Origin of the sequence: Variovorax sp. Varisp36 (assembly GCF_047304235.1) — a bacterium.
Classification (GTDB): domain Bacteria; phylum Pseudomonadota; class Gammaproteobacteria; order Burkholderiales; family Burkholderiaceae_C; genus Variovorax.
This window is the reverse complement of sequence record NZ_JBGLYU010000009.1, coordinates 46,833-66,270: the sequence shown is the minus strand read 5'-3', so window position 1 is coordinate 66,270 and position 19,438 is coordinate 46,833. Positions and strand designations below refer to the sequence as shown.

The 19,438-nt window shown below is 66.0% G+C and carries 16 protein-coding genes and 2 tRNA genes; 10 read left to right on the top strand and 8 right to left on the bottom strand.

Translation table 11 applies throughout. The annotated features are described in order from the left end of the window. Positions 1-2: 2 nt before the first annotated feature. Together ACCD11_RS08080 and ACCD11_RS08075 are read right to left on the bottom strand one after the other, a co-directional pair. Positions 3-455 carry a hypothetical protein gene (locus tag ACCD11_RS08080; RefSeq protein WP_413313420.1) on the bottom strand — a complete coding sequence of 151 codons (453 nt, stop codon included), beginning with the start codon at positions 453-455 and terminating at the stop codon, positions 3-5. Between the two features lie 475 nt (positions 456-930). Continuing rightward, positions 931-1,006, bottom strand: a tRNA-Lys gene (locus ACCD11_RS08075). Positions 1,007-1,145: 139 nt separating this feature from the next. On the opposite strand from ACCD11_RS08075, the gene ACCD11_RS08070 reads away from it, so the two are divergent. After that, entirely contained in the window at positions 1,146-1,853 is a 708-nt protein-coding gene (locus ACCD11_RS08070) for an SDR family NAD(P)-dependent oxidoreductase (RefSeq protein WP_413313418.1), read from the top strand. A gap of 51 nt (positions 1,854-1,904) precedes the next feature. Here ACCD11_RS08070 and ACCD11_RS08065 read toward each other — a convergent pair. Continuing rightward, positions 1,905-1,980 (bottom strand) — tRNA-Ala (locus tag ACCD11_RS08065). 88 nt (positions 1,981-2,068) lie between these two features. Between ACCD11_RS08065 and ACCD11_RS08060 the strand changes: the two genes are divergently transcribed. Beyond that, on the top strand, positions 2,069-2,935 hold the full coding sequence (locus tag ACCD11_RS08060; protein ID WP_413313416.1) for an alpha/beta hydrolase: 867 nt from the start codon (positions 2,069-2,071) through the stop codon (positions 2,933-2,935). Positions 2,936-2,951: 16 nt separating this feature from the next. Here ACCD11_RS08060 and ACCD11_RS08055 read toward each other — a convergent pair whose 3' ends face one another. Then, positions 2,952-3,929 carry a GMP reductase gene (locus ACCD11_RS08055; RefSeq protein ID WP_007831202.1) on the bottom strand — a complete coding sequence of 326 codons (978 nt, stop codon included), beginning with the start codon at positions 3,927-3,929 and terminating at the stop codon, positions 2,952-2,954. 207 nt (positions 3,930-4,136) lie between these two features. On the opposite strand from ACCD11_RS08055, the gene ACCD11_RS08050 reads away from it, so the two are divergent. Beyond that, positions 4,137-6,551 carry a UvrD-helicase domain-containing protein gene (locus ACCD11_RS08050; protein WP_413313414.1) on the top strand — a complete coding sequence of 805 codons (2,415 nt, stop codon included), beginning with the start codon at positions 4,137-4,139 and terminating at the stop codon, positions 6,549-6,551. A 36-nt stretch (positions 6,552-6,587) separates the two neighbouring features. Here ACCD11_RS08050 and ACCD11_RS08045 read toward each other — a convergent pair whose 3' ends face one another. From ACCD11_RS08045 to ACCD11_RS08035, 3 genes are read right to left on the bottom strand one after another with little or no spacing between them, the layout of a single operon-like run. Continuing rightward, positions 6,588-7,415 (bottom strand): BPSS1780 family membrane protein, encoded by an 828-nt coding sequence (locus ACCD11_RS08045; RefSeq protein WP_007831200.1) that lies wholly within the window; start codon positions 7,413-7,415, stop codon positions 6,588-6,590. 9 nt (positions 7,416-7,424) lie between these two features. Next, positions 7,425-8,483: a homoserine kinase gene (locus tag ACCD11_RS08040; RefSeq protein WP_413313412.1), complete on the bottom strand. Its 1,059-nt coding sequence runs from the start codon at positions 8,481-8,483 to the stop codon at positions 7,425-7,427. Positions 8,484-8,541: 58 nt separating this feature from the next. Then, the gene (locus tag ACCD11_RS08035; protein WP_413313410.1) at positions 8,542-8,913 is read right to left on the bottom strand and encodes a hypothetical protein; all 372 of its coding nucleotides are present in this window, start codon (positions 8,911-8,913) and stop codon (positions 8,542-8,544) included. Between the two features lie 97 nt (positions 8,914-9,010). On the opposite strand from ACCD11_RS08035, the gene polA reads away from it, so the two are divergent. The 3 genes from polA to ACCD11_RS08020 all read left to right on the top strand — a co-directional run bounded on the left by polA (position 9,011) and on the right by ACCD11_RS08020 (position 14,171). Next, positions 9,011-11,827 carry a DNA polymerase I gene (gene polA, locus ACCD11_RS08030; protein WP_413313409.1) on the top strand — a complete coding sequence of 939 codons (2,817 nt, stop codon included), beginning with the start codon at positions 9,011-9,013 and terminating at the stop codon, positions 11,825-11,827. A 41-nt stretch (positions 11,828-11,868) separates the two neighbouring features. Further along, on the top strand, positions 11,869-13,143 hold the full coding sequence (locus ACCD11_RS08025; protein ID WP_413313407.1) for a M20/M25/M40 family metallo-hydrolase: 1,275 nt from the start codon (positions 11,869-11,871) through the stop codon (positions 13,141-13,143). Between the two features lie 125 nt (positions 13,144-13,268). Beyond that, on the top strand, positions 13,269-14,171 hold the full coding sequence (locus tag ACCD11_RS08020; RefSeq protein ID WP_007831195.1) for a LysR family transcriptional regulator: 903 nt from the start codon (positions 13,269-13,271) through the stop codon (positions 14,169-14,171). A gap of 1 nt (position 14,172) precedes the next feature. Here ACCD11_RS08020 and ACCD11_RS08015 read toward each other — a convergent pair whose 3' ends face one another. Further along, a complete protein-coding gene (locus ACCD11_RS08015) occupies positions 14,173-15,384 on the bottom strand; it encodes a D-amino acid dehydrogenase (RefSeq protein ID WP_413313405.1) in 1,212 nt (403 codons plus the stop codon). A gap of 186 nt (positions 15,385-15,570) precedes the next feature. Between ACCD11_RS08015 and ACCD11_RS08010 the strand changes: the two genes are divergently transcribed. The 4 genes from ACCD11_RS08010 to ACCD11_RS07995 all read left to right on the top strand — a co-directional run bounded on the left by ACCD11_RS08010 (position 15,571) and on the right by ACCD11_RS07995 (position 19,321). After that, positions 15,571-16,461, top strand: a complete 891-nt coding sequence (locus ACCD11_RS08010) for a transporter substrate-binding domain-containing protein (RefSeq protein ID WP_007831192.1) — start codon at positions 15,571-15,573, stop codon at positions 16,459-16,461. Between the two features lie 111 nt (positions 16,462-16,572). After that, positions 16,573-17,322, top strand: coding sequence for an aspartate/glutamate racemase family protein (locus ACCD11_RS08005; RefSeq protein WP_413313404.1), 750 nt, complete (start codon positions 16,573-16,575; stop codon positions 17,320-17,322). A gap of 103 nt (positions 17,323-17,425) precedes the next feature. Next, a complete protein-coding gene (locus ACCD11_RS08000) occupies positions 17,426-18,322 on the top strand; it encodes a dienelactone hydrolase family protein (RefSeq protein ID WP_413313403.1) in 897 nt (298 codons plus the stop codon). Between the two features lie 108 nt (positions 18,323-18,430). Beyond that, positions 18,431-19,321, top strand: a complete 891-nt coding sequence (locus ACCD11_RS07995; RefSeq protein ID WP_413313402.1) for a ZIP family metal transporter — start codon at positions 18,431-18,433, stop codon at positions 19,319-19,321. Positions 19,322-19,438 lie beyond the last annotated feature (117 nt).

Sequence of the window (19,438 nt, the reverse complement as noted above, 5' to 3'; positions counted from 1 at the left end):
GTTCAGACAGCCACGTACTCGACCGCACCGGTGTCCCCGTCCAGGATCATGTCGTAGGGATACCAGTAGATCTGCTCGTCGCCATAGTCGTCGACATAGCTGTACCCGATGTATGTCGTTCCCAGGTATGTGTCTTGAACGTGGATGAAGGTGGCGTATTGCATTCCGTCCGCCCGGGCCATCTTCTTGTTCGTCTTGTATTTCTTGACCGGCAGGTCGCCCTTGTTTGCATGCTTGACGTGGAACGCAGCGATTTTTGTGTCTTTGATGTCCACGGAGACCGTGTGCGGCCCGCTCTTGTCGATGACATGCTGGCCGTTACTCTTGAGCTTGTCGCCCACCAATTTCGCGCCATTGTGGTGGTGATGCTTTCCCTTGGCGAAGCTCGCATCGATGAAGCCGAATACGCCGGAAAGGGCGAGGCCGGTAGTCAGAAGACGTCTTGTGAGGTTCATTTCGATTCTCCTTGCCGAGCTTGACCGTCGCGATGCGCGAGTCAGCGCCGAGCGTCAAAGTTCTGCTCTGCCAAAGCGAGCCCGGATGTAGGACTTGGAGCGGCATGTGCGCGGGCCGGCATCCAGGCTTCAGCAAGCGAAGAAGGAGCGAGTGCGCTCGCAGCTCATCTGGTTGCGTTCTTTACGCGTGTTGATGTTGCGCAGATCAAGGTATAGCCTCCCGCCGAGGCTTGATGGAGTCCCTTGTCGGTTGCTGCCATGGACTTCAGGTGAATGGCGCGGACTTGGTCATCCTACCCAGCTGCGGTGCTTCGGCGCCAAGCGCTCATCGGCTTCACCGAATACTCTGGCTGAAAAAGAAAAAACCTCCCAGTCTTTCGACGGGAGGTTTTTCTGTTTTGCGGAACACGTTCGGCGTTTGCGGAACAGTGCTCCTTAAGAAATAGCGCGGAAGCCGCGCAGTTTCCAGTGTTGGTGGTGGGCCCTGAGTGACTCGAACACTCGACCTACGGATTAAGAGTCCGCTGCTCTACCAACTGAGCTAAGAGCCCTTGCGTTGAAAACGTTTGGTGTTTTCTGGCAAGACCACGAGTATATCCCAGAATTTCTGCATGGCCAAAAAATTTGTGGCCGCAGCGTTAGGATTCACCACGCCCGAGAGGGTAGGGCCCTTCAACCAGGAGAATTTCGATGAACGATGCGAACACCACGCCCCATGTCTTGATCACCGGCGCCGCTGGCGCACTGGGCCGCGCCGTCGCTCAGCATTTCATCGACCAGGGCGCGCGCCTGGCGCTGGTCGACCACCATGCGGGCCGTCTTGCTGAAGTCTTTCCGGGCCTGGACAACTCGCAGCATCTCTTGCTGGCGGGCGACGTGACTTCCACCTCCGAGATGGCCGCCCTTGCGGAGCAGGCGCTCAAGTCCTTCGGCCGCATCGACGCACTGGTCCACATCGCGGGCGGATTCGAAATGGGCGAGGCGACGCATACGCTCACGCGCGCGAGCTGGGACCGGATGTTGAATCTCAACGCATGGTCGTTCGTCGCCGTGACGCAGGCGGTGCTGCCCTCGATGATCGCGCGCCGCGCCGGCAGCGTCATCGCCGTGACGGCGAAGGTCGCAGCACGCGGCGTGCCGGCCATGGCCGCGTACATCGCTTCGAAGAGTGCGCTGCAGCGCCTGGTGGAAGCCATGGCAGCCGAGGCTTCGCCGCACGGCGTCAACATCAACAGCGTGGCTCCCAGCGTGCTCGACACGCCAGCCAACCGGCAGGCGATGCCCGATGCGAACCCGGCCGACTGGGTGTCTACCTCGGTCGCGGCGCAGACCATTGGCTTCCTCGCATCGCCGGCGGCTGCGGCGCTGCATGGACAGCATCTGACGCTGGATACCTGAGCCGGAAAAAGAAAGGGCCCTGGCAGATGCCAAGGCCTTTTCTGTGTCGGTTGGTGGAGAGGAGGAGGATCGAACTCCCGACCTCCGCATTGCGAACGCGGCGCTCTCCCAGCTGAGCTACCCCCCCAACACAAGCCGAATTTTAACCAAAACTCCGTCTCGGCGCACGCTGGCGTGCCAAGATGCGCGCCTCGCAAAACACGGAGAAAAAGCGCATGGCCCCGTTCGATCCCGCCTGGCTGGAGGGCATGTACAACAACCTCGCACGGGTCAAGGACCACCCTGCCTACTTCGAGCGCTGGGCACGTGAATCCGCCGCGGTGCGCGAGGCCTTGCCCGCGCGGATCGACGTGCCATATGGCCAGGGCGTGAACGAAACGCTCGACATCTTTCCGGCACCCGTGCCCGACGCTCCCGTGCTGGTTTTCATCCACGGCGGCTACTGGCGCGCCATGGACAAGAAAGACCATTCCTTCATCGCGCCCGCGTTCAATGACCGCGGCATCTGCGTGGTCCAGCCCAACTACGCGCTGTGTCCCGGCACGCCGCGGCGGCCCGTCACGGTGCCCGGCATCCTGCTGCAGATGGTGCGTGCGCTCGAGTGGACATGGCGCCACGTCGCGGCCCATGGCGGCAATCCCTCGCGGATCACCGTCGCTGGCCATTCGGCTGGTGGGCACATGGCGGCGGCGCTGCTGGCCTGCGACTGGAAAGCGGTCGCCTCCGACCTGCCTGCGCAGCTCGTGCGCAATGCGCTGTCGATCTCTGGCCTCTACGACCTTCGCCCGCTGCAGCGCACGCCGTTCCTTGAAAACACACTGAAGCTGAGCGACGCGGACGCCCTGCGCGCCAGCCCCGCCCTGTGGCCAGCACCGAAACGTGGGCAGCTCTACGCAGTTGCAGGCGGCGAGGAGAGCGAGGAGTTCATCCGCCACAACGTGATGATCCGCGAGGCGTGGGGGCGCAACACCGTGCCGGTGTGCGAGGTGCTTCCAGGGCTCGACCACTTCGGCGTGGTCGATGCGCTCGCCGATCCGGCCCACGCGCTGCACCGGCAGGCGGTGCAGTTGCTCGAGGCCTGACCGGCAGTGCCCGGGCTTACATCAACAGATGTTCGCCCGCGTTGTCTCCGCCCAGGGTGACGTAGTTGACCTTGCGGATGTCCATCAGCGCGCGCCCGCCCGCGTAGCTGATCGAGCTCTGCACGTCCTGCTCCATCTCGACCAGCGTGTCGGCCAGCTTGCCCTTGATGGGTTCGAGGATGCGCTTGCCCTCGACGTGCTTGTACTCGCCCTTGTTGAAGTCGCTGGCGGAGCCGTAGTACTCCTTGAACAGCGCGCCATCGACCTCGACCGTCTTGCCGGGCGACTCCTCGTGCCCCGCGAACAACGAACCAATCATGACCATCGACGCGCCGAAGCGCACGCTCTTGGCAATGTCGCCGTGGTCGCGGATGCCGCCGTCCGCAATGATCGGCTTGGTCGCGACGCGCGCGCACCACTTGAGCGCCGACAGCTGCCAGCCGCCCGTGCCGAAGCCGGTCTTGAGCTTGGTGATGCAGACCTTGCCCGGGCCGATGCCGACCTTGGTCGCGTCCGCGCCCCAGTTCTCGAGGTCGATCACCGCTTCGGGCGTGCCGACGTTGCCGGCAATCACGAAGGCCTTCGGCAGCTTTTGCTTGAGGTAGCCGATCATGTTCTTCACGCTGTCGGCGTGGCCGTGCGCGATGTCGATCGTGACGTACTCGGGCACGAGGCCTTGCGCCACCATCTGGTCGACGGTGTCGTAGTCGGGCTTCTTCACGCCGAGCGAGATGGACGCGAACACGCCCTTGCCTTGCATCTCCTTGACGAACTTCACGTTGTCGAGGTCGAAGCGGTGCATCACGTAGAAGTAGCCGTTCTGTGCCAGCCACAGGCAGATCGATTCGTCGACCACCGTTTTCATGTTGGCGGGCACCACCGGCAGGCGGAAGCTGCGCTCGCCCAGCGTCACGCTGGTGTCGCACTCGGAGCGGCTCTCCACGCGGCACTTGCGTGGGAGCAAAAGGATGTTGTCGTAATCGAAAATCTGCATGACCAGGCTCCTGAAAGGAATCGTTGAAAGGAACGAATGAGCGCTTGGTCCGGCCGGCTTTCGCGGTACGTTCTTGCAAGAAGACGCCCACAAAAAAACCGGGCGCAAGAATCTTGGGCCCGGTGATTGATTTTACGCGGCCTCGCAAAGGCAGGTCTTCCGATTCTTCATATAACCCGCATACGCAGTGGTTTCTACAATCGCAGGATGTTGTTTCACGATCCTGCGGCTGACGCCCACCCTCCAGCGCTGCCGCTGCTCCAGAACCTGAATGCGGAGCAACTCGCCGCGGTCACGCTGCCCGAGGGCAACGCGCTGATCCTGGCCGGCGCCGGCTCCGGCAAGACGCGCGTGCTCACCACCCGCATCGCCTGGCTGCTGCAGACGGGGCAGGTCTCCCCCGGCGGCATCCTTGCCGTGACCTTCACCAACAAGGCCGCCAAGGAAATGATGACGCGCCTGACGGCGATGCTGCCCGTCAATGTGCGCGGCATGTGGATCGGCACTTTCCACGGCCTGTGCAACCGCCTGCTGCGCGCGCACTGGAAGCTGGCCAACCTGCCGTCGACTTTCCAGATCCTCGACACGCAGGACCAGCTCTCGGCCATCAAGCGCCTGATGAAGCAGTTCAATGTCGACGACGAGCGCTTCCCGGCCAAGCAGACGCAATGGTTCATCGCCGGCGCCAAGGAAGACGGCCTGCGCCCCGACGCCGTCGAAGTCCGCAGCGACGACGACCGCAAGAAGGTCGAGCTCTATCGCCTCTATGAAGAGCAATGCCAGCGCGAAGGCGTGGTCGACTTCGGCGAGCTCATGTTGCGCAGCTACGAGCTGCTGCGCGACAACGACCCGGTGCGCGAGCACTACCAGCGGCGCTTCCGGCACATCCTGATCGACGAGTTCCAGGACACCAACCGCCTGCAGTACGCGTGGATCAAGATGCTCGCGGGCAACACCGCCGCGGGCCAGTTCGAGCCGGGCCGCAACAGCGTGATCGCCGTGGGCGACGACGACCAGAGCATCTACGCCTTTCGCGGTGCGCGCGTGGGCAACATGACCGACTTCGTGCGCGAGTTCAACGTCACGCATCAGATCAAGCTGGAGCAGAACTACCGCAGCTACAGCAACATCCTCGACTCGGCCAACGAGCTCATCAGCCACAACAAGAAGCGCCTCGGCAAGAACCTGCGCACCGACCAAGGCCCCGGCGAGCCGGTGCGCGTGTACGAATCGCCCACCGACCTCGCCGAGGCCCAGTGGATGGTCGAGGAAATGCGCCAGCTCGTGCGCGATGGCTTCGATCGGAAAGAGATGGCCGTGCTCTACCGCAGCAATGCGCAGAGCCGGGTGATCGAAACGGCGCTCTTCAATGCATCGGTGCCTTACCGCGTGTACGGCGGCCTGCGCTTCTTCGAGCGCGCCGAAATCAAGCATGCGCTGGCCTACCTGCGCCTGCTCGAGAACAAGGACGACGACACCAGCTTCCTGCGCGTGGTCAACTTCCCGCCGCGCGGCATCGGCGCGCGCACGCTCGAAACCCTGCAGGATGCGGCGCGCGCGGCCGGCCGTTCGCTGCACGATGCAGTGAGCGTGGTCGGCGGCAAGGCCGGCGCGAACCTCACGGGCTTCGTCGCCAAGATCGACGTGCTGCGCGAGCAGACCCAGGGTGTGAGCCTGCGCGAGATCATCGAGCTGGTGCTCGACCACAGCGGCCTCGTCGAGCACTACAAGGCCGACCGGGAAGGCGCCGACCGCATCGAGAATCTGGAGGAACTCGTGAACGCGGCAGAGAGCTTCGTCACGCAGGAAGGCTTCGGCCGCGACGCCGTGGCGCTGCCGGTCGACGAGCTGCGCCAGTCGCCCGCGAGCCAGGGCATCGACCTGACCCGCCCGGTGATCGACGAGCCGCTCGCGCCCGACGCCGAAACCGGCGAGACCCTGAGCCCGCTGGCCGCCTTCCTTACGCACGCCGCCCTCGAATCGGGCGACAACCAGGCGCAGGCCGGGCAGGACGCGGTGCAGCTCATGACCGTGCATGCCGCCAAGGGCCTGGAGTTCGACTGCGTGTTCATCACCGGTATGGAAGAGGGCCTGTTCCCGCACGAGAACTCGATGAGCGACTTCGAGAGCCTCGAGGAAGAGCGCCGCCTGATGTACGTGGCGATCACGCGTGCCCGCAAGCGCCTTTACCTGAGCCATTCGCAGACGCGCATGCTGCACGGCCAGACCCGCTACAACGTCAAGAGCCGCTTCTTCGACGAGTTGCCCGAGGGCGCGCTCAAGTGGCTCACGCCCAAGAACCAGGGCTTCACGCCGTCGGCCTTCGGCTATGGCGGCGGCTACGCGAGCACGCGCGGCGGTGGTGGCGGCTACGGCGGTGGTTATGGCGGCGGCAGCAACAGCCGCGACAAGGAAACTTTTGCCAGCCCGCCCGTGCCGCCGCAGAAGACCGCGCCGTCGCACGGCCTGCGTTCAGGTATGCAGGTGTTCCACAACAAGTTCGGCGAAGGCACGGTGACCGCGCTCGAAGGCACGGGCGACGATGCGCGTGCGCAGGTCAAGTTCGCGCGGCATGGCGTGAAGTGGCTGGCGCTGTCGGTGGCCAAGCTCACGCCGATCTGAGCCGGCCGTCAAGGGGGCAGCAGCCGCTTGCGGCGCTCAGTCGGGCTTGAAGGTGTCGCGGAAGGTGAACCAGTTCGACGCCTGCGCCATGGCGGCGAGCGCCAGCAGCGTGCCGACCATCAACACGTTGCCGACGGCCATCGCGCCGGCATCCGAGCCCAGCGAGCCCACCCCGATCACGACGGTAGCGATCAGCGCCACGCAGGCAAGGCTGATCAGGACCACGCCGCACCACACGAGCCAGAACAGCGCGTAGGCGCTGAAATTCCGGAACATCGCCACCAGGCTGAAGAAGATGCTCTTCACCGGCTCCACCTTGTGCCAGTGAACGAGCGCGGGGGCATGCCACATCGCCGCGACCAGCGGCAGCGTGAGGCACAGCTGAAGCATGTTGGCCACCTGGAAGCGGCTGCTTTCCAGCACTTCCTTCGCAGGAGCTTCGCCGAGGAAGTAGCTGCGCACGAACTGGCCGCCATCGACAACGGCCGTCGCGAGCACCGTCAGGAAGAAATACACCGCGGAAATCAGGCCGAGCACCACCAGCGAACGCCATTCCGTCCGCATGGCACGCGCCACTGCCAGAAACATGAGCGCGCCGGTCGGTTTTTTCACGTCGCCCGTGGCGTTGCCGTTGCCGGACGCGGAATCGGCCACCGACGCTGCGACCATGAAGGCGAGCGTGGAAAACGGCAGCAGCATGAGCGGAAGGAACCTGCCGACCAGCGGCAGTTGCGACACGCTGGAAATCACCGCCATGAACAGAAGGAACAGCGAGACGAAGGCCAGCGGCTGCCGCCAGAAATTCCGGAGCCCGAGGCGGACCCATTCGACGCCGGTTCGCGCCGGCACGAGGTTGAGTTTCATGTGTGTGGATCAGGCAGCCAGCAGCGGCTCGAAGGCCTGTGCCATGGCATGCGGGTAGGTGGCGCGATCGCGCAGCACGCGTTCGAAGTGCGCGGGGTCATGGGGCTTGAGCATGCTCGCCTCGCGCGGCAGATGGAAGTCCCAGAGCCGGGAAATCCAGAAGCGCAGCGCGGCGGCGCGCAGCATTGCGGGCAGCAGGGCGCGTTCGGCGGCGTTCAGCGTTCGCACGGTTTCGTAAGCCGAGAGCAGCGCATCGGCGCGTCCGGCATCGTGCCGGCCGGTCGGCAGGTCGATGGCCCAGTCGTTCAGGCATACGGCCAGGTCGAACAGCCAGGTGTCGGTGCCGGCGAAGTAGAAGTCGAACACGCCGGTCAGGCGCGGTGCGGCACCGGCGTCGCCATCGGTCGCGAACATCACGTTGTCGCGGAACATGTCGGCATGCACCGGACCGCGCGGCAGGGCCGCATAGGCCGACGATTCGGCGACGTGGTTCTGGTAGGCCAGTTCGGCGCGCAGCAGGGCAGCCTGCGGCTCTTCGATGTACGGCAGCACCACCGGCACCGTCTCGTTCCACCAGGGCAGGCCGCGCAGGTTCGGCTGGATGCGGGGGTAGTCGCGCCCCGCGAGGTGCATGCGTGCCAGCATCGCACCCAGTTCGGCGCAATGCGCCGCACTGGGCGCCAGTTCGCTGCGGCCCGAGAGTTTCTGCACCACCGCCGCGGGCTTGCCGGCCACGATGTGCAGCAGGTCGCAAGAGGCTTCGGCGGGTACGGGAGGCTGGCTTTTCCTGGGCTTCTCGGCGGCGACAGGCTCCGCCGCCGCCACAGGCGCAGGCACCGGCAGGCCGGCGGCCGCCAGATGCTGCATCAGGCAAAGGTAGTAAGGGAGCTGCCCGGCGCTCAGGCGCTCGAACAGCGTCAGCACGAACTCGCCGGACTCGGTGGTCGCGAAGTAGTTGGTGTTCTCGATGCCGCCTTCGATGCCGCGCAGTTCGCGCAGCGGGCCCAGGCCCAGGCGTTGGACGAGCGCGTCTGCCTCGCCGAAACCGACTTCGGTGAAAACTGCCATGGCGGTACTCAGCGCCGGGTTGCTGGTTCGAAAACGGAAAGGGAAGAGCGCAGCACGGTCAGAACTTCATCACGTTCCAGACGCGGGGGCCGTTGGCGCCCGTTTCGGACGAGCCCTGGCGCCCCGTGGCGGCGTCGGCGGGCAGCACTTCGTAGCCCGGCACGTTCGACTTGGGCTTGACGTTGATGCTTTGCGTGCGGCCGCCGTAGCGGACTTCGTCGACCGATGCGCCGCTGTCCTCGGTGTGGATGTTCTCGACCTTCTGGTTGCGTCGGCCCTCGGCTTTGGCCTGCTCCTGATTTTGTAGCGAATTGGCCGGAGCCGCCGCGGGGGCAGACGCGGGCTGCTGCGCCTGCACGGCGGCAAAGGGGGCTGCGAAAGCCAGCGCCAGCAGGATGCGGCGGGCGACCAGGAGTGTGGAGCTAGGCATGTATCGATTGTAGGCGCGGCCCCGATCCTTGGGCGTCGGCTGGAGCCTCGTGCCGTCGTGGTTCGGAGCGCTGCTGCGGGCACGGCAAAATGGCCCGATGACCGACAAGAAAACGCTGCTGCTCGTCGATGGCTCGAGCTATCTCTACCGCGCCTTCCACGCCATGCCCGATCTGCGGGCCGTGCCCGGCGACTCCAAGAGCCCGGCGACCGGCGCCATCCGGGGAATGATCAACATGATGACCGCGCTGCGCCGCGAGGTGCGCGCGGACTACGCGGCCTGCATCTTCGATGCGCCCGGCAAGACCTTCCGCGACGACTGGTACCCCGAGTACAAGGCCAATCGCTCGCCGATGCCCGACGACCTGCGCAGCCAGATCGACCCCATCCACGAGGTGGTGAAGCTGCTCGGCTGGCCCGTGCTCAGCGTGCCCGACGTGGAGGCCGACGACGTCATCGGCACGCTCGCCAAGATCGCCGCCGCGCAGGGTGTCGAGGTGATCGTGTCCAGCGGCGACAAGGACCTGAGCCAGCTGGTCGACGAGCACATCACCATCATCGACACGATGAACGGCAAGAAGCGCGACGTGGCGGGCGTGACGGCGGAGTTCGGCGTGCCGCCGAACCTGATGATCGACTACCAGACGCTGGTCGGCGATTCGGTCGACAACGTGCCCGGCGTCGAGAAGGTCGGCCCCAAGACGGCGGCCAAGTGGCTGCTCGAATACGGCTCGCTCGATGCACTGATCGAACGGTCCACCGAGGTCAAGGGCGCGGCCGGTGAAAACCTGCGCAAGGCGCTCGACAAGCTGCCGCTGAGCAGGCGCCTCGTCACCATTCGCACCGACTGCGACCTCGATGGCCACGTTGCCGGCCTTCCGTCGCTGGACGGGCTGCCCGTGGGGGCGCCGCAGACCGCCGAGCTCAAGCCCTTCTACGAGAAGTTCGGCTTCAAGAGCCTGGTCAAGGCGCTCGAAGCGCAGGAAGTGCCGCCCGAGCTGATCGAGGAGAGCCTCAAGAAGAAGGCTGCCTCCCGGGCCGATAGCGACCAGGGCGGCCTGTTCGACGAACCCTCCGGGCTCGAAGCTCTGGAGGCCGCTTCCCCCGCAAGCAACCTCAAGTACGACACGATCACGACCTGGGCGCAGTTCGACGCCTGGCTCGCGAAGCTCGAAGCCGCCGAACTCGCGGCCATCGACACCGAAACCACTTCGCTCGACGAGATGGTCGCGCAGATCGTCGGCGTGAGCTTCAGCGTCACGCCCGGCGAAGCGGCCTACATCCCGCTGACCCACAACTACCCCGATGCGCCGGAGCAGCTGCCCATCGACGAGGTGCTTGCCAGGCTCAAGCCCTGGCTCGAGAACGGCGCGAAGAAGAAGCTCGGCCAGCACATCAAGTACGACCGCCATGTGTTCGCCAACCACGGCATCGAGGTGCAGGGCTATGCGCACGACACCATGCTGCAGAGCTATGTGCTCGAAGTGCACAAGCCGCACGGCCTGTCCAGCCTGGCCGAGCGCCACCTCGGCCGCAGCGGCATTTCGTACGAAGACCTGTGCGGCAAGGGCGCGCACCAGATCCCGTTCAGCCAGGTCGACATCGCCAAGGCCGCCGAGTATTCGTGCGAGGACAGCGACCAGACGCTCGACGTGCACAACACGCTGTGGCCCCAGCTGGAGAGGAACGAAAAGCTGCGCTTCGTCTACCAGCTCGAAATGGATTCGAGCGAGGCGCTCTACCGCGTCGAGCGCAACGGCGTGCTGATCGACGCACCCACGCTCGCCGCACAGAGCCACGAACTCGGCACGCGCATCATGGCGCTCGAGCAGGAGGCCTACGACATCGCGGGCCAGCCCTTCAACCTCGGTTCCCCCAAGCAGATCGGCGAGATCTTCTTCACCAAGCTGGGCCTGCCCGTGGTCAAGAAGACGCCGAGCGGCGCACCCAGCACCGACGAGGAAGTGCTCGAGAAACTGGCCGAGGATTACCCGCTGCCGGCCAAGATCCTCGAGCACCGCGGCCTGTCGAAGCTCAAGGGCACCTACACCGACAAGCTCGGCCAGCTCGCCAACCCGCGCACCGGCCGCGTGCACACGCACTACGCGCAGGCCGTGGCCGTAACGGGCCGCCTGAGCAGCAACGACCCCAACCTGCAGAACATCCCGATCCGCACGCCCGAAGGCCGCCGCGTGCGCGAGGCCTTCGTGGCGCCCGCCGGCAGCGTGATCGCCAGCGCCGACTACTCGCAGATCGAGCTGCGCATCATGGCCCACATCAGCGGCGACGAGTCGCTGCTGCGCGCCTTCACCGAAGGCATCGACGTGCACCGCGCCACGGCCGCGGAGGTGTTCGGCTCCACGCCAGACCAAGTGTCGAGCGAGCAGCGCCGCTATGCCAAGGTCATCAACTTCGGGCTGATCTACGGCATGAGCAGCTTCGGCCTGGCAAAGAACCTCGGCATCGAGACCAAGGCCGCGGCCTCATACATCGAGCGCTACTTCGCGCGCTACCCGGGCGTGAAGGCCTACATGGACGAGACCAAGGCGCTCGCCAAGGAGCAGGGCTATGTGGAAACCGTGTTCGGCCGCCGCCTGTATCTGCCCGAGATCAACTCGCCCAACGGCCCGCGTCGCGGCGGCGCCGAGCGCGCGGCCATCAATGCGCCGATGCAGGGCACGGCGGCCGACCTCATCAAGCTCAGCATGGTGAAGGTACAGAACGTGCTTGACGAAGAGAAGCGCGGCACCAGGATGATCATGCAGGTGCACGACGAACTGGTGTTCGAAGTACCCGAGGCGGAGATCGAATGGGTGCGCACCGAAATCCCTCGTCTCATGGCCGGCGTGGCCGCGCTGAAGGTACCGCTGCTGGCCGAGATCGGCGTCGGTCCCAACTGGGACAAGGCGCATTGAGGCGTACTGAAAAAGAGACAACGAAGGAAGCACACAAGCACATGAAATTCCCGCATCGCCAATTCCTGCTCGCCGCCGCCTGCGCGGCCTTCCTGGGCTGCGCCTTTGCCGCGCCCGACGCCCGCATCGCCGCGCTCGCCGCCAAGGAAAAGCCCGCGCTGCTCGACACGCTCAAGGAGCTGGTCTCCGTCGAATCGGGCAGTCGCGACCTCGACGGGCTCGAGAAGATCTCCGACCTCGTCGCCGCGAAGTTCAATGCGCTGGGCGGCGAGGTCGAACTGATCGATCCGAGCGCCGAGGCCTACCGCATGGAAGACACGCCCGAGAAGATCGGCCGCGTGGTGCGCGCCACCTTCAAGGGCACGGGCAAGAAGAAGATCCTGCTGATCGCGCACATGGACACGGTCTACACCGTGGGCATGCTCGACAAGCAGCCGTTCCGCATCGAAGGCGACAAGGCCTACGGCCTGGGCATTGCCGACGACAAGCAGGGCGTGGCGGTCATCACGCACATCGTGTCGATGCTGCAGGCAATGAAATTCAAGGAGTACGGCACGCTCACCGTGCTGATCAACGGCGACGAGGAAATCAGTTCGCCCGGCGCGCGCGCGCTCATCACGCGCATGGGCGCCGAGCACGATGCGGTGCTGTCCTTCGAAGGCGCCTATGTGAAGGAAGACAAGCTTTCGCTCGCCACGGCGGGCATCGCCTCGGTCACGCTGCACGTCACGGGCAAGGCCTCGCACGCGGGCTCGGCACCCGAGCTGGGCGTGAACGCGCTGTACGAGCTGTCGCACCAGATCCTGCAGATGCGCGACCTGTCCGATCCGGCCACCGGACTGAAGATGAACTGGACCATCTCCAAGTCGGGCAGCAACCGCAATGTGATTCCGGCCAGCGCCACAGCGGGTGCCGATGTGCGCGTGCTGAAGGTCAGCGACTACGACCGCATCGAGCAGCAGGTGAACGAGCGCGTGAAGAAGCAGCTCATTCCCGAGGCCAAGGTCGAGCTGAAGTTCGAGCGCCGCCGTCCGCCGCTCGAAGCCACCGACGCCTCGCGCGCCCTGGCCCGCCATGCGCAGCAGATCTACAAGGACGAGCTCGGCCGGCCGCTGGGCGCCGACGACAAGGCCGCCGGCGGCGGCACCGACGCGGCCTTCGCGGCGCTGAAGACCAAGGCGCCCGTCATCGAGCGCTTCGGCCTGCAGGGCTTCGGCGCGCACTCGGCCGATGCCGAATACGTGCTGATCGATTCGATCGAACCGCGCCTGTACCTCGGCACCCGCATGGTCATGGATATCGCGCGCGCGAAATGAACCCGCCCCCAGTCTTCGCGCACTTCGTGTCGCTTCGCCCACCCCCTGCAGGGGGCAACACCGGTGGCCCGGCGAAGCCGGTTCCACGGTGCTTCGCGAACAAGTCATCGAGCCGCTGATTCAGCATGCGCCTGCGTCACATCGAGGTCTTCAACGCGATCATGCTCACGGGCAGCGTGAGCGCGGCCGCGCGGCTCATCAACATCACGCAACCGGCGGTCAGCCGCACGCTGCAGCATGCCGAGCTGCAACTGGGCTTTCCGCTGTTCCAGCGCGCCAAGGGCCGGCTCACGCCGACCACCGAGGCCCTCACGCTGTACCCGCACATCGAGCGGCTGTTCGCGCAGCTCGACGAGGTGCAGCGGCTGGCGGCCAACCTGCGCACCGCGGGCGACACGGGCGAGTTGCGCATCCTCAGCGTGCTGGCGCTGAGCTACGACATCCTGCCGCGCGCACTCAAGGCGTTTCGCGAAAAGCATCCGGGCTATGCGATCACCGTCGAGTCGCTGCACTCGCCGCAGATCATGTCGGCGCTGCTGCTGCAGGAGGCCGACGTGGGCTTCGCCTTCAGCCCCGCCGTGCATCCCTCGCTCACGCAGGAGACGCTGGCCGACAGCCGCATGGTGTGCGTCGCGCCCAAGGGCATGCTGCCGCGCGCGCTGGTGCGCAACGGGTCGGTGGCGCTGCACGACCTCGTCAACCGCCCGGTGATCGGCCTCGACAGCCGCGACCCCGTCGGCACCAGCCTGAGCCAGGCCTGCCGGCAGGCGGGCGTGGGCTTCCAGCAGGCGGTGGTCACGGTGCAGACCTATCACGCGGCGCTGGCCATGGCGCACCATGGCATCGGTGTGGCGCTGGTCGATGGCTGCACGGCGCGCTCGGCGGACCGCGAGAAGGTCGACGTGCTGACGCTGGAGCCGCATATTCCGGTGCCGATTCGCGCGCTGCGCTTCGCGGCACGGCCCGATTCGGTGGCGGTGCGCGGCATCACCCGCTGCATGCAGCAGGCGATTCAGGAAAACATCTAGTTCAGGCCTGCAAGTCCTGTGCGATCTGCAGCGCCGAGCCGAACGCCAGCGTGAACCCCAGCGCGCCATGGCCCGTGTTGAACAGCATGTTCGACGGTGCGCTCGGCAGCCGCCCGATGATCGGCAGCCCCGTCGGCGTGGCGGGCCGCATGCCCGTCCAGGGATGCAGTTCTTCCAGCCGGCTCGCATGCGGAAAGAGGGCGCGGGTTGCGGCTGACAGCGTCTCGATGCGCGTGGCCGGAATGCTCGCGTCGTGTCCCACGAGCTCGGCCATGCCCGCCACGCGCAGGCGTGAGCCGATGCGCGCGAACACCACCTTGCGTGCGCTGTCGGTCACGTTCACATGCGGGGCGGCGCCGGGCGCCGGATCGACGTCGACCGTGATGCTGTAGCCCTTGAGCGGGTACACCGGCAGGTAGGCGCCGAGTGCGCGGCCGAGCTTGTGCGAGGCCGAGCCCAGCGCCATCACGAAAGCATCGGCTTCCACGTCGCCGTTGCTGGTCCGTGCCGCGGCGATGCGGTCTTCGCTGCGCGCAAAGCCGCTCACGTCGGCGCCGAGCATGAAACGCACGCCGCGCGCACTCAGTGCGCGCATCAGCTCGGCGCACACCTTGAGGCAGTCGGCTGCACATTCGCTCGGCGTGTAGACGGCGCCCGCCATCTGGCCGCGGTAGCCGGCGAGCGCGGGCTCGATGGCGATGCATTCGTCGGGCGTCACCAACCGCTGTTCGCTCCCCATGGCACGCTGCAGTTCAAGCTGCGCGCGTGCACCCTCGAGCGACGCCGAGTTGCCGTACAGCACCAGTTTCCCGGTGGCCGAGAAATCGCAGTCGGGCGCGATGTCGGCCTGCATCGCCTCGAACCCGGTGCGGCTCGATGCGGCCAGCGCCAGCAGCCTGGCCGTCGTGTCGCGCGACGTCTGTGCGTTGCAGGCGGCAAGAAAGGCCATGCCCCAGCGCCACTGCAGCGGATCGAGTTGCGGCCGCAGCTTCAGCGGCGAGGTGGGCGACAGCAGCAGCTTGGGCAACTGCTTCCAGATCGACGGATCGGCCAGCGGCTGCACGTACGAATAGCTGAGCTGCGCGCCGTTGCCGCCGCTTGCACCTGCGCCGGGGCCGGCACGGTCGATCACGGTGACCTGATGGCCCTGGCGTTCGAGCTGCCAGGCGGTGGCCAGGCCCACGATGCCGGCACCGAGCACACACACATGCATGGAGGCAACTTTCCGGAGGTTGAGATCAGAGCCAAGACTGTAGGAGGACGCGGCCCCAGCCGGAAATGCCAAAAGAAGCCTCGCCCATAACCTTTGGGCATGGGTCGGATTTCAATTGGAATTGTCGTTTTGCGTCACTCCTTCCTACACTGGCCGCCTGTTCAATCCAACCGAATGAGGGCTCGAATGAAACTTTCCGTCCTGATGGCTTCGATGGCCGCTGCGGTGCTTTTCACCGCCACGGGCGCGCAGGCCGCCGACACGCTCGCCAAGATCGCCGAGTCCGGCAAGATCACGCTCGCCTACCGCGAGTCGTCGGTGCCCTTCAGCTATCTCGATGGTCCCAACAAGCCGATCGGGTTTTCGGTGGAGCTCTCCAACGCTGTGGTCGAAGCAGTGAAGAAGAAGCTGAACAAGCCCAACCTGCAGGTCGCGCTGATGCCCGTCACTTCGCAAAACCGCATTCCGCTGATCACCAACGGCACCGTCGACCTGGAGTGCGGCTCCACCACCAACAACTCCGCACGCGGCAAGGACGTGGCCTTTGCCATCAATCACTTCTATACCGGTACGCGCCTGCTGGTGAAGAAGTCCTCGAAGATCAAGGACTACGCCGACCTCGCGAAGAAGACCGTGGCGAGCACCACCGGCACCACCAACGCGCTGGTCATGCGCAAGTACAACACCGAGAAGAACCTCGGCATGGACATCGTGCTCGGCAAGGACCACGCCGATTCGTTCCTGCTGGTGGAAAGCGACCGCGCCGTGGCCTTCGCCATGGACGACATCCTGCTGTTCGGCCTGATCGCCAATTCCAAGACGCCGGCCGACTTCGAGGTGGTGGGCGAGCCGCTGCAGGTCGAGCCCTATGCCTGCATGCTGCCCAAGGACGACCCGGCCTTCAAGAAGCTGGTGGACGACACCTTCGCCGGCATGATGAAGAGCGGCGAGTTCGAGAAGCTCTACAACAAGTGGTTCATGCAGCCGATCCCGCCGAAGAACGTGCCGCTGAACCTGCCGATGAGCCCGCAGCTGAAGGAAAACCTGAAGGCCCTCAGCGACAAGCCCGCTACTTGAGCTCGCCCCCAGGCTGCGCGCACTTCGTGCCGCTTTGCCAACCCCCTACCGGGGGCAATACCAGCTGCCCGGCAAAGCCGGTTCCGCGGTATTCCTGAAAAGAGAAAGATCATGGCTTCGACGAACGTTGTAGGCATCTTGGGGGGCATGGGCCCCGCGGCGGGCGCCGACTTCGTGCGGCTCTTCGTGCAGGCCTGCGCGCAGCAGATGCGCTCGCGCGGCGAGCCGGTGCGCGACCAGGCCTTTCCCGAGCACTGGCTCGCGCAGGTGCCGGTGCCCGACCGCACCGACGCGCTGGCTTCGGCCGAGCAGGGCGCGCATCAGCCGCTCGAACCGATGCTGCAGGCGCTGGGCCGCCTGGCCGCGCTGGGCAGCAGGGCCGTCGCCATTGCATGCAACACCGCGCATGCCTGGCACGCCAACCTGCAGGAGCGTTTTCCGCAGGTCGAGCTGCTGCACATGGCGCGCGAAACGGCGCGCCACGTGGCCGAGCAGGGCGCGGCCGGCGTGGCGCTGATGGCCACCGAAGGCACCTACCGCGTGCGGCTCTACGAACAGGCGCTGGCCGACGCGGGCCTGGGCTGCCACGTGCCGCTGCCCGAGGAGCGCCGGACCATCATGCGGGGCATCTTCGACGGCGTGAAGGCCGGCAACATGCCGCTCGCCGAGCAGTGCTTCTCCGAGGTGGCCCTGAAGCTCGCCGAACGCCACGGCCCCGTCACCATCATCATGGGCTGCACCGAGGTGCCGCTGGGGCTGCAAGGCTCTGCGGCCGTGGCCGGGCTGGACCTGGTCGATCCCGCGCAGGTGCTGGCCGCTGCGCTGGCGCGCCGGGCGTACGCGTCGCACCAACCCCACTGAATTTCAGGGCTTGGAGGGGCAGGGCCGATTTCGCCTACATTGCGGCGTGCGTTTTCCATGGCGCCACGCCCCATTGTTCGACGATTCAACTGGAGCCCTTCCCATGTCCCTCGACGACAGCCGTTCCGACTTCGATTCGCTTCGCCCCGGCGAGAGCACCGGGCAGGGCGCCACGCGCCGCACCGCGCTCAAGGCCGCCATCGGCGTGGGCTACGCGGCTGCCGTGTTGCCGGTGATGGCGCAGACCGCCATCAGCACCACGGCCGAAGGCCTGAAGGCCGGCCCCATCAAGTACACCGTCAACGGCTTCGAGGTGCCCGCCTACGCGGCCGCGCCAGAAGGCAAGACCGGCCTGCCGGTGATCCTGGTGATCCAGGAAATCTTCGGCGTGCACGAGTACATCGCCGACACCTGCCGCCGCTTCGCCCAACTCGGCTACATGGCCATCGCTCCCGAGCTGTATGCGCGCCAGGGCGACCCGCGCGGTTACACCGACATTCCGAAGCTGCAGGCCGACATCGTCACCAAGGTGCCCGACGCGCAGGTCATGGCCGACCTCGACGGCGCGCTGGCCTATGCCAGGGCCAACGGCGGCGACACCGGCAAGGCCGGCATCACCGGCTTCTGCTGGGGCGGTCGCATCGTCTGGCTCTATGCCGCCACCGGCAAGGTCAAGGCGGGCGTGGCCTGGTACGGCCGGCTGGCCGGGCAGGCCAGCGTACTGACGCCGAAGCACCCGATCGACATCGCCGCCGGCCTGCAGGCGCCGGTGCTCGGCCTGTACGGTGGAAAAGACCAGGGCATCCCTCTTGACACGGTTGATAAGATGAAAGCAGCTCTGGCCACCGGAACCCCGGCGGCCAAGGCGTCGAGCTTCGTCGTGTATCCCGAAGCAGGCCATGCATTCCACGCCGACTACCGCCCGAGCTATGTCAAGAGCGCGGCGGAAGACGGCTGGCAACGCGCCACGGCCTGGTTCAAAGCCAATGGCGTCGCCTGAAGACGGCGCCTTGTAGCCACCCCGCCGAAGGCCGTCCGCGTGACGGCCTTTCTCTTTTTATGAACGGTATGCGGCCCTGACGGCCGCTCTTCTTGCGCAAGCCCAGCTATGAATTTGATAGTCATCATCGCGGCGACCCTGGTTGCCGGTATCGGGAGCGTCTGGCTCGCGGCCCTGTTGTTGAAGGTGGGTGTGCGCAGCGGGTCGGGCGGCGTGAACCCGCAGCACCTGCTGAGCCTGGCGGCCGGCGCGCTGCTGGCCACTGCCTTCATGCACCTGCTGCCCGAAGCCTTCGAAAGCCGCATCGAGCCGGCGCTGCTGTTCGCCGTGCTGCTGTTCGGGCTGGTGTTCTTCTTCCTGCTCGACAAGGCCGAGCTGTGGCACCACGGGCATGAGCATCACCATGGCGAGGAGAAGGGCGGGCACGACGGCCACGACCATGGCCACGAGCACTCGCACGCTCATGCACACGACCACGGGCCCCGCACCGGCGGGTGGGCCGTGCTCACGGGGGACAGCGTGCACTGCTTCGGCGACGGCATCCTGATCGCCTCGGCCTTCGCCGCCGACCTGCGCCTTGGCCTGGTCGCCGCCATCGCGGTGCTGGCGCACGAAGTTCCGCATCACATCGGCGACCTCGTCGTGCTGCGCCAGAGTTCGGCCAACCAGCGCGCAGCGCTGGTGAAGGTGTCGCTGGCCGGCACCATGACCGCGCTGGGCGGCATCGCGGGCTGGTGGCTGGTCGATCAGCTGCACAGCTGGCTGCCGTACTTCCTGGTGCTGGCTGGTAGTAGTTTTGTCTACGTGGCGCTGGCCGACCTGATTCCGCAACTGCAAAAGCGCCTGCCAGCGCGCCAGACCGCCGCGCAGATCCTGTGGCTGGCCGCGGGCATCGTGCTGGTCACACTCGTGAGCCGGCTGGCACACGGCGAGCAAGGGCACGACCATGGCCGCGACGACCCGGGCCACGGGGAGCACGGCCACGTGCACAAGGACTGACGGTCCTCCAGCTCCTGCAGGAAACTTCCCGACACCGATGCTGCGCGCCGGATGAACCGCAACGGTCGAAACAGGCGCACCATAGGGGGGCTGTCAGAAATCTGCCGAGGAACCGAT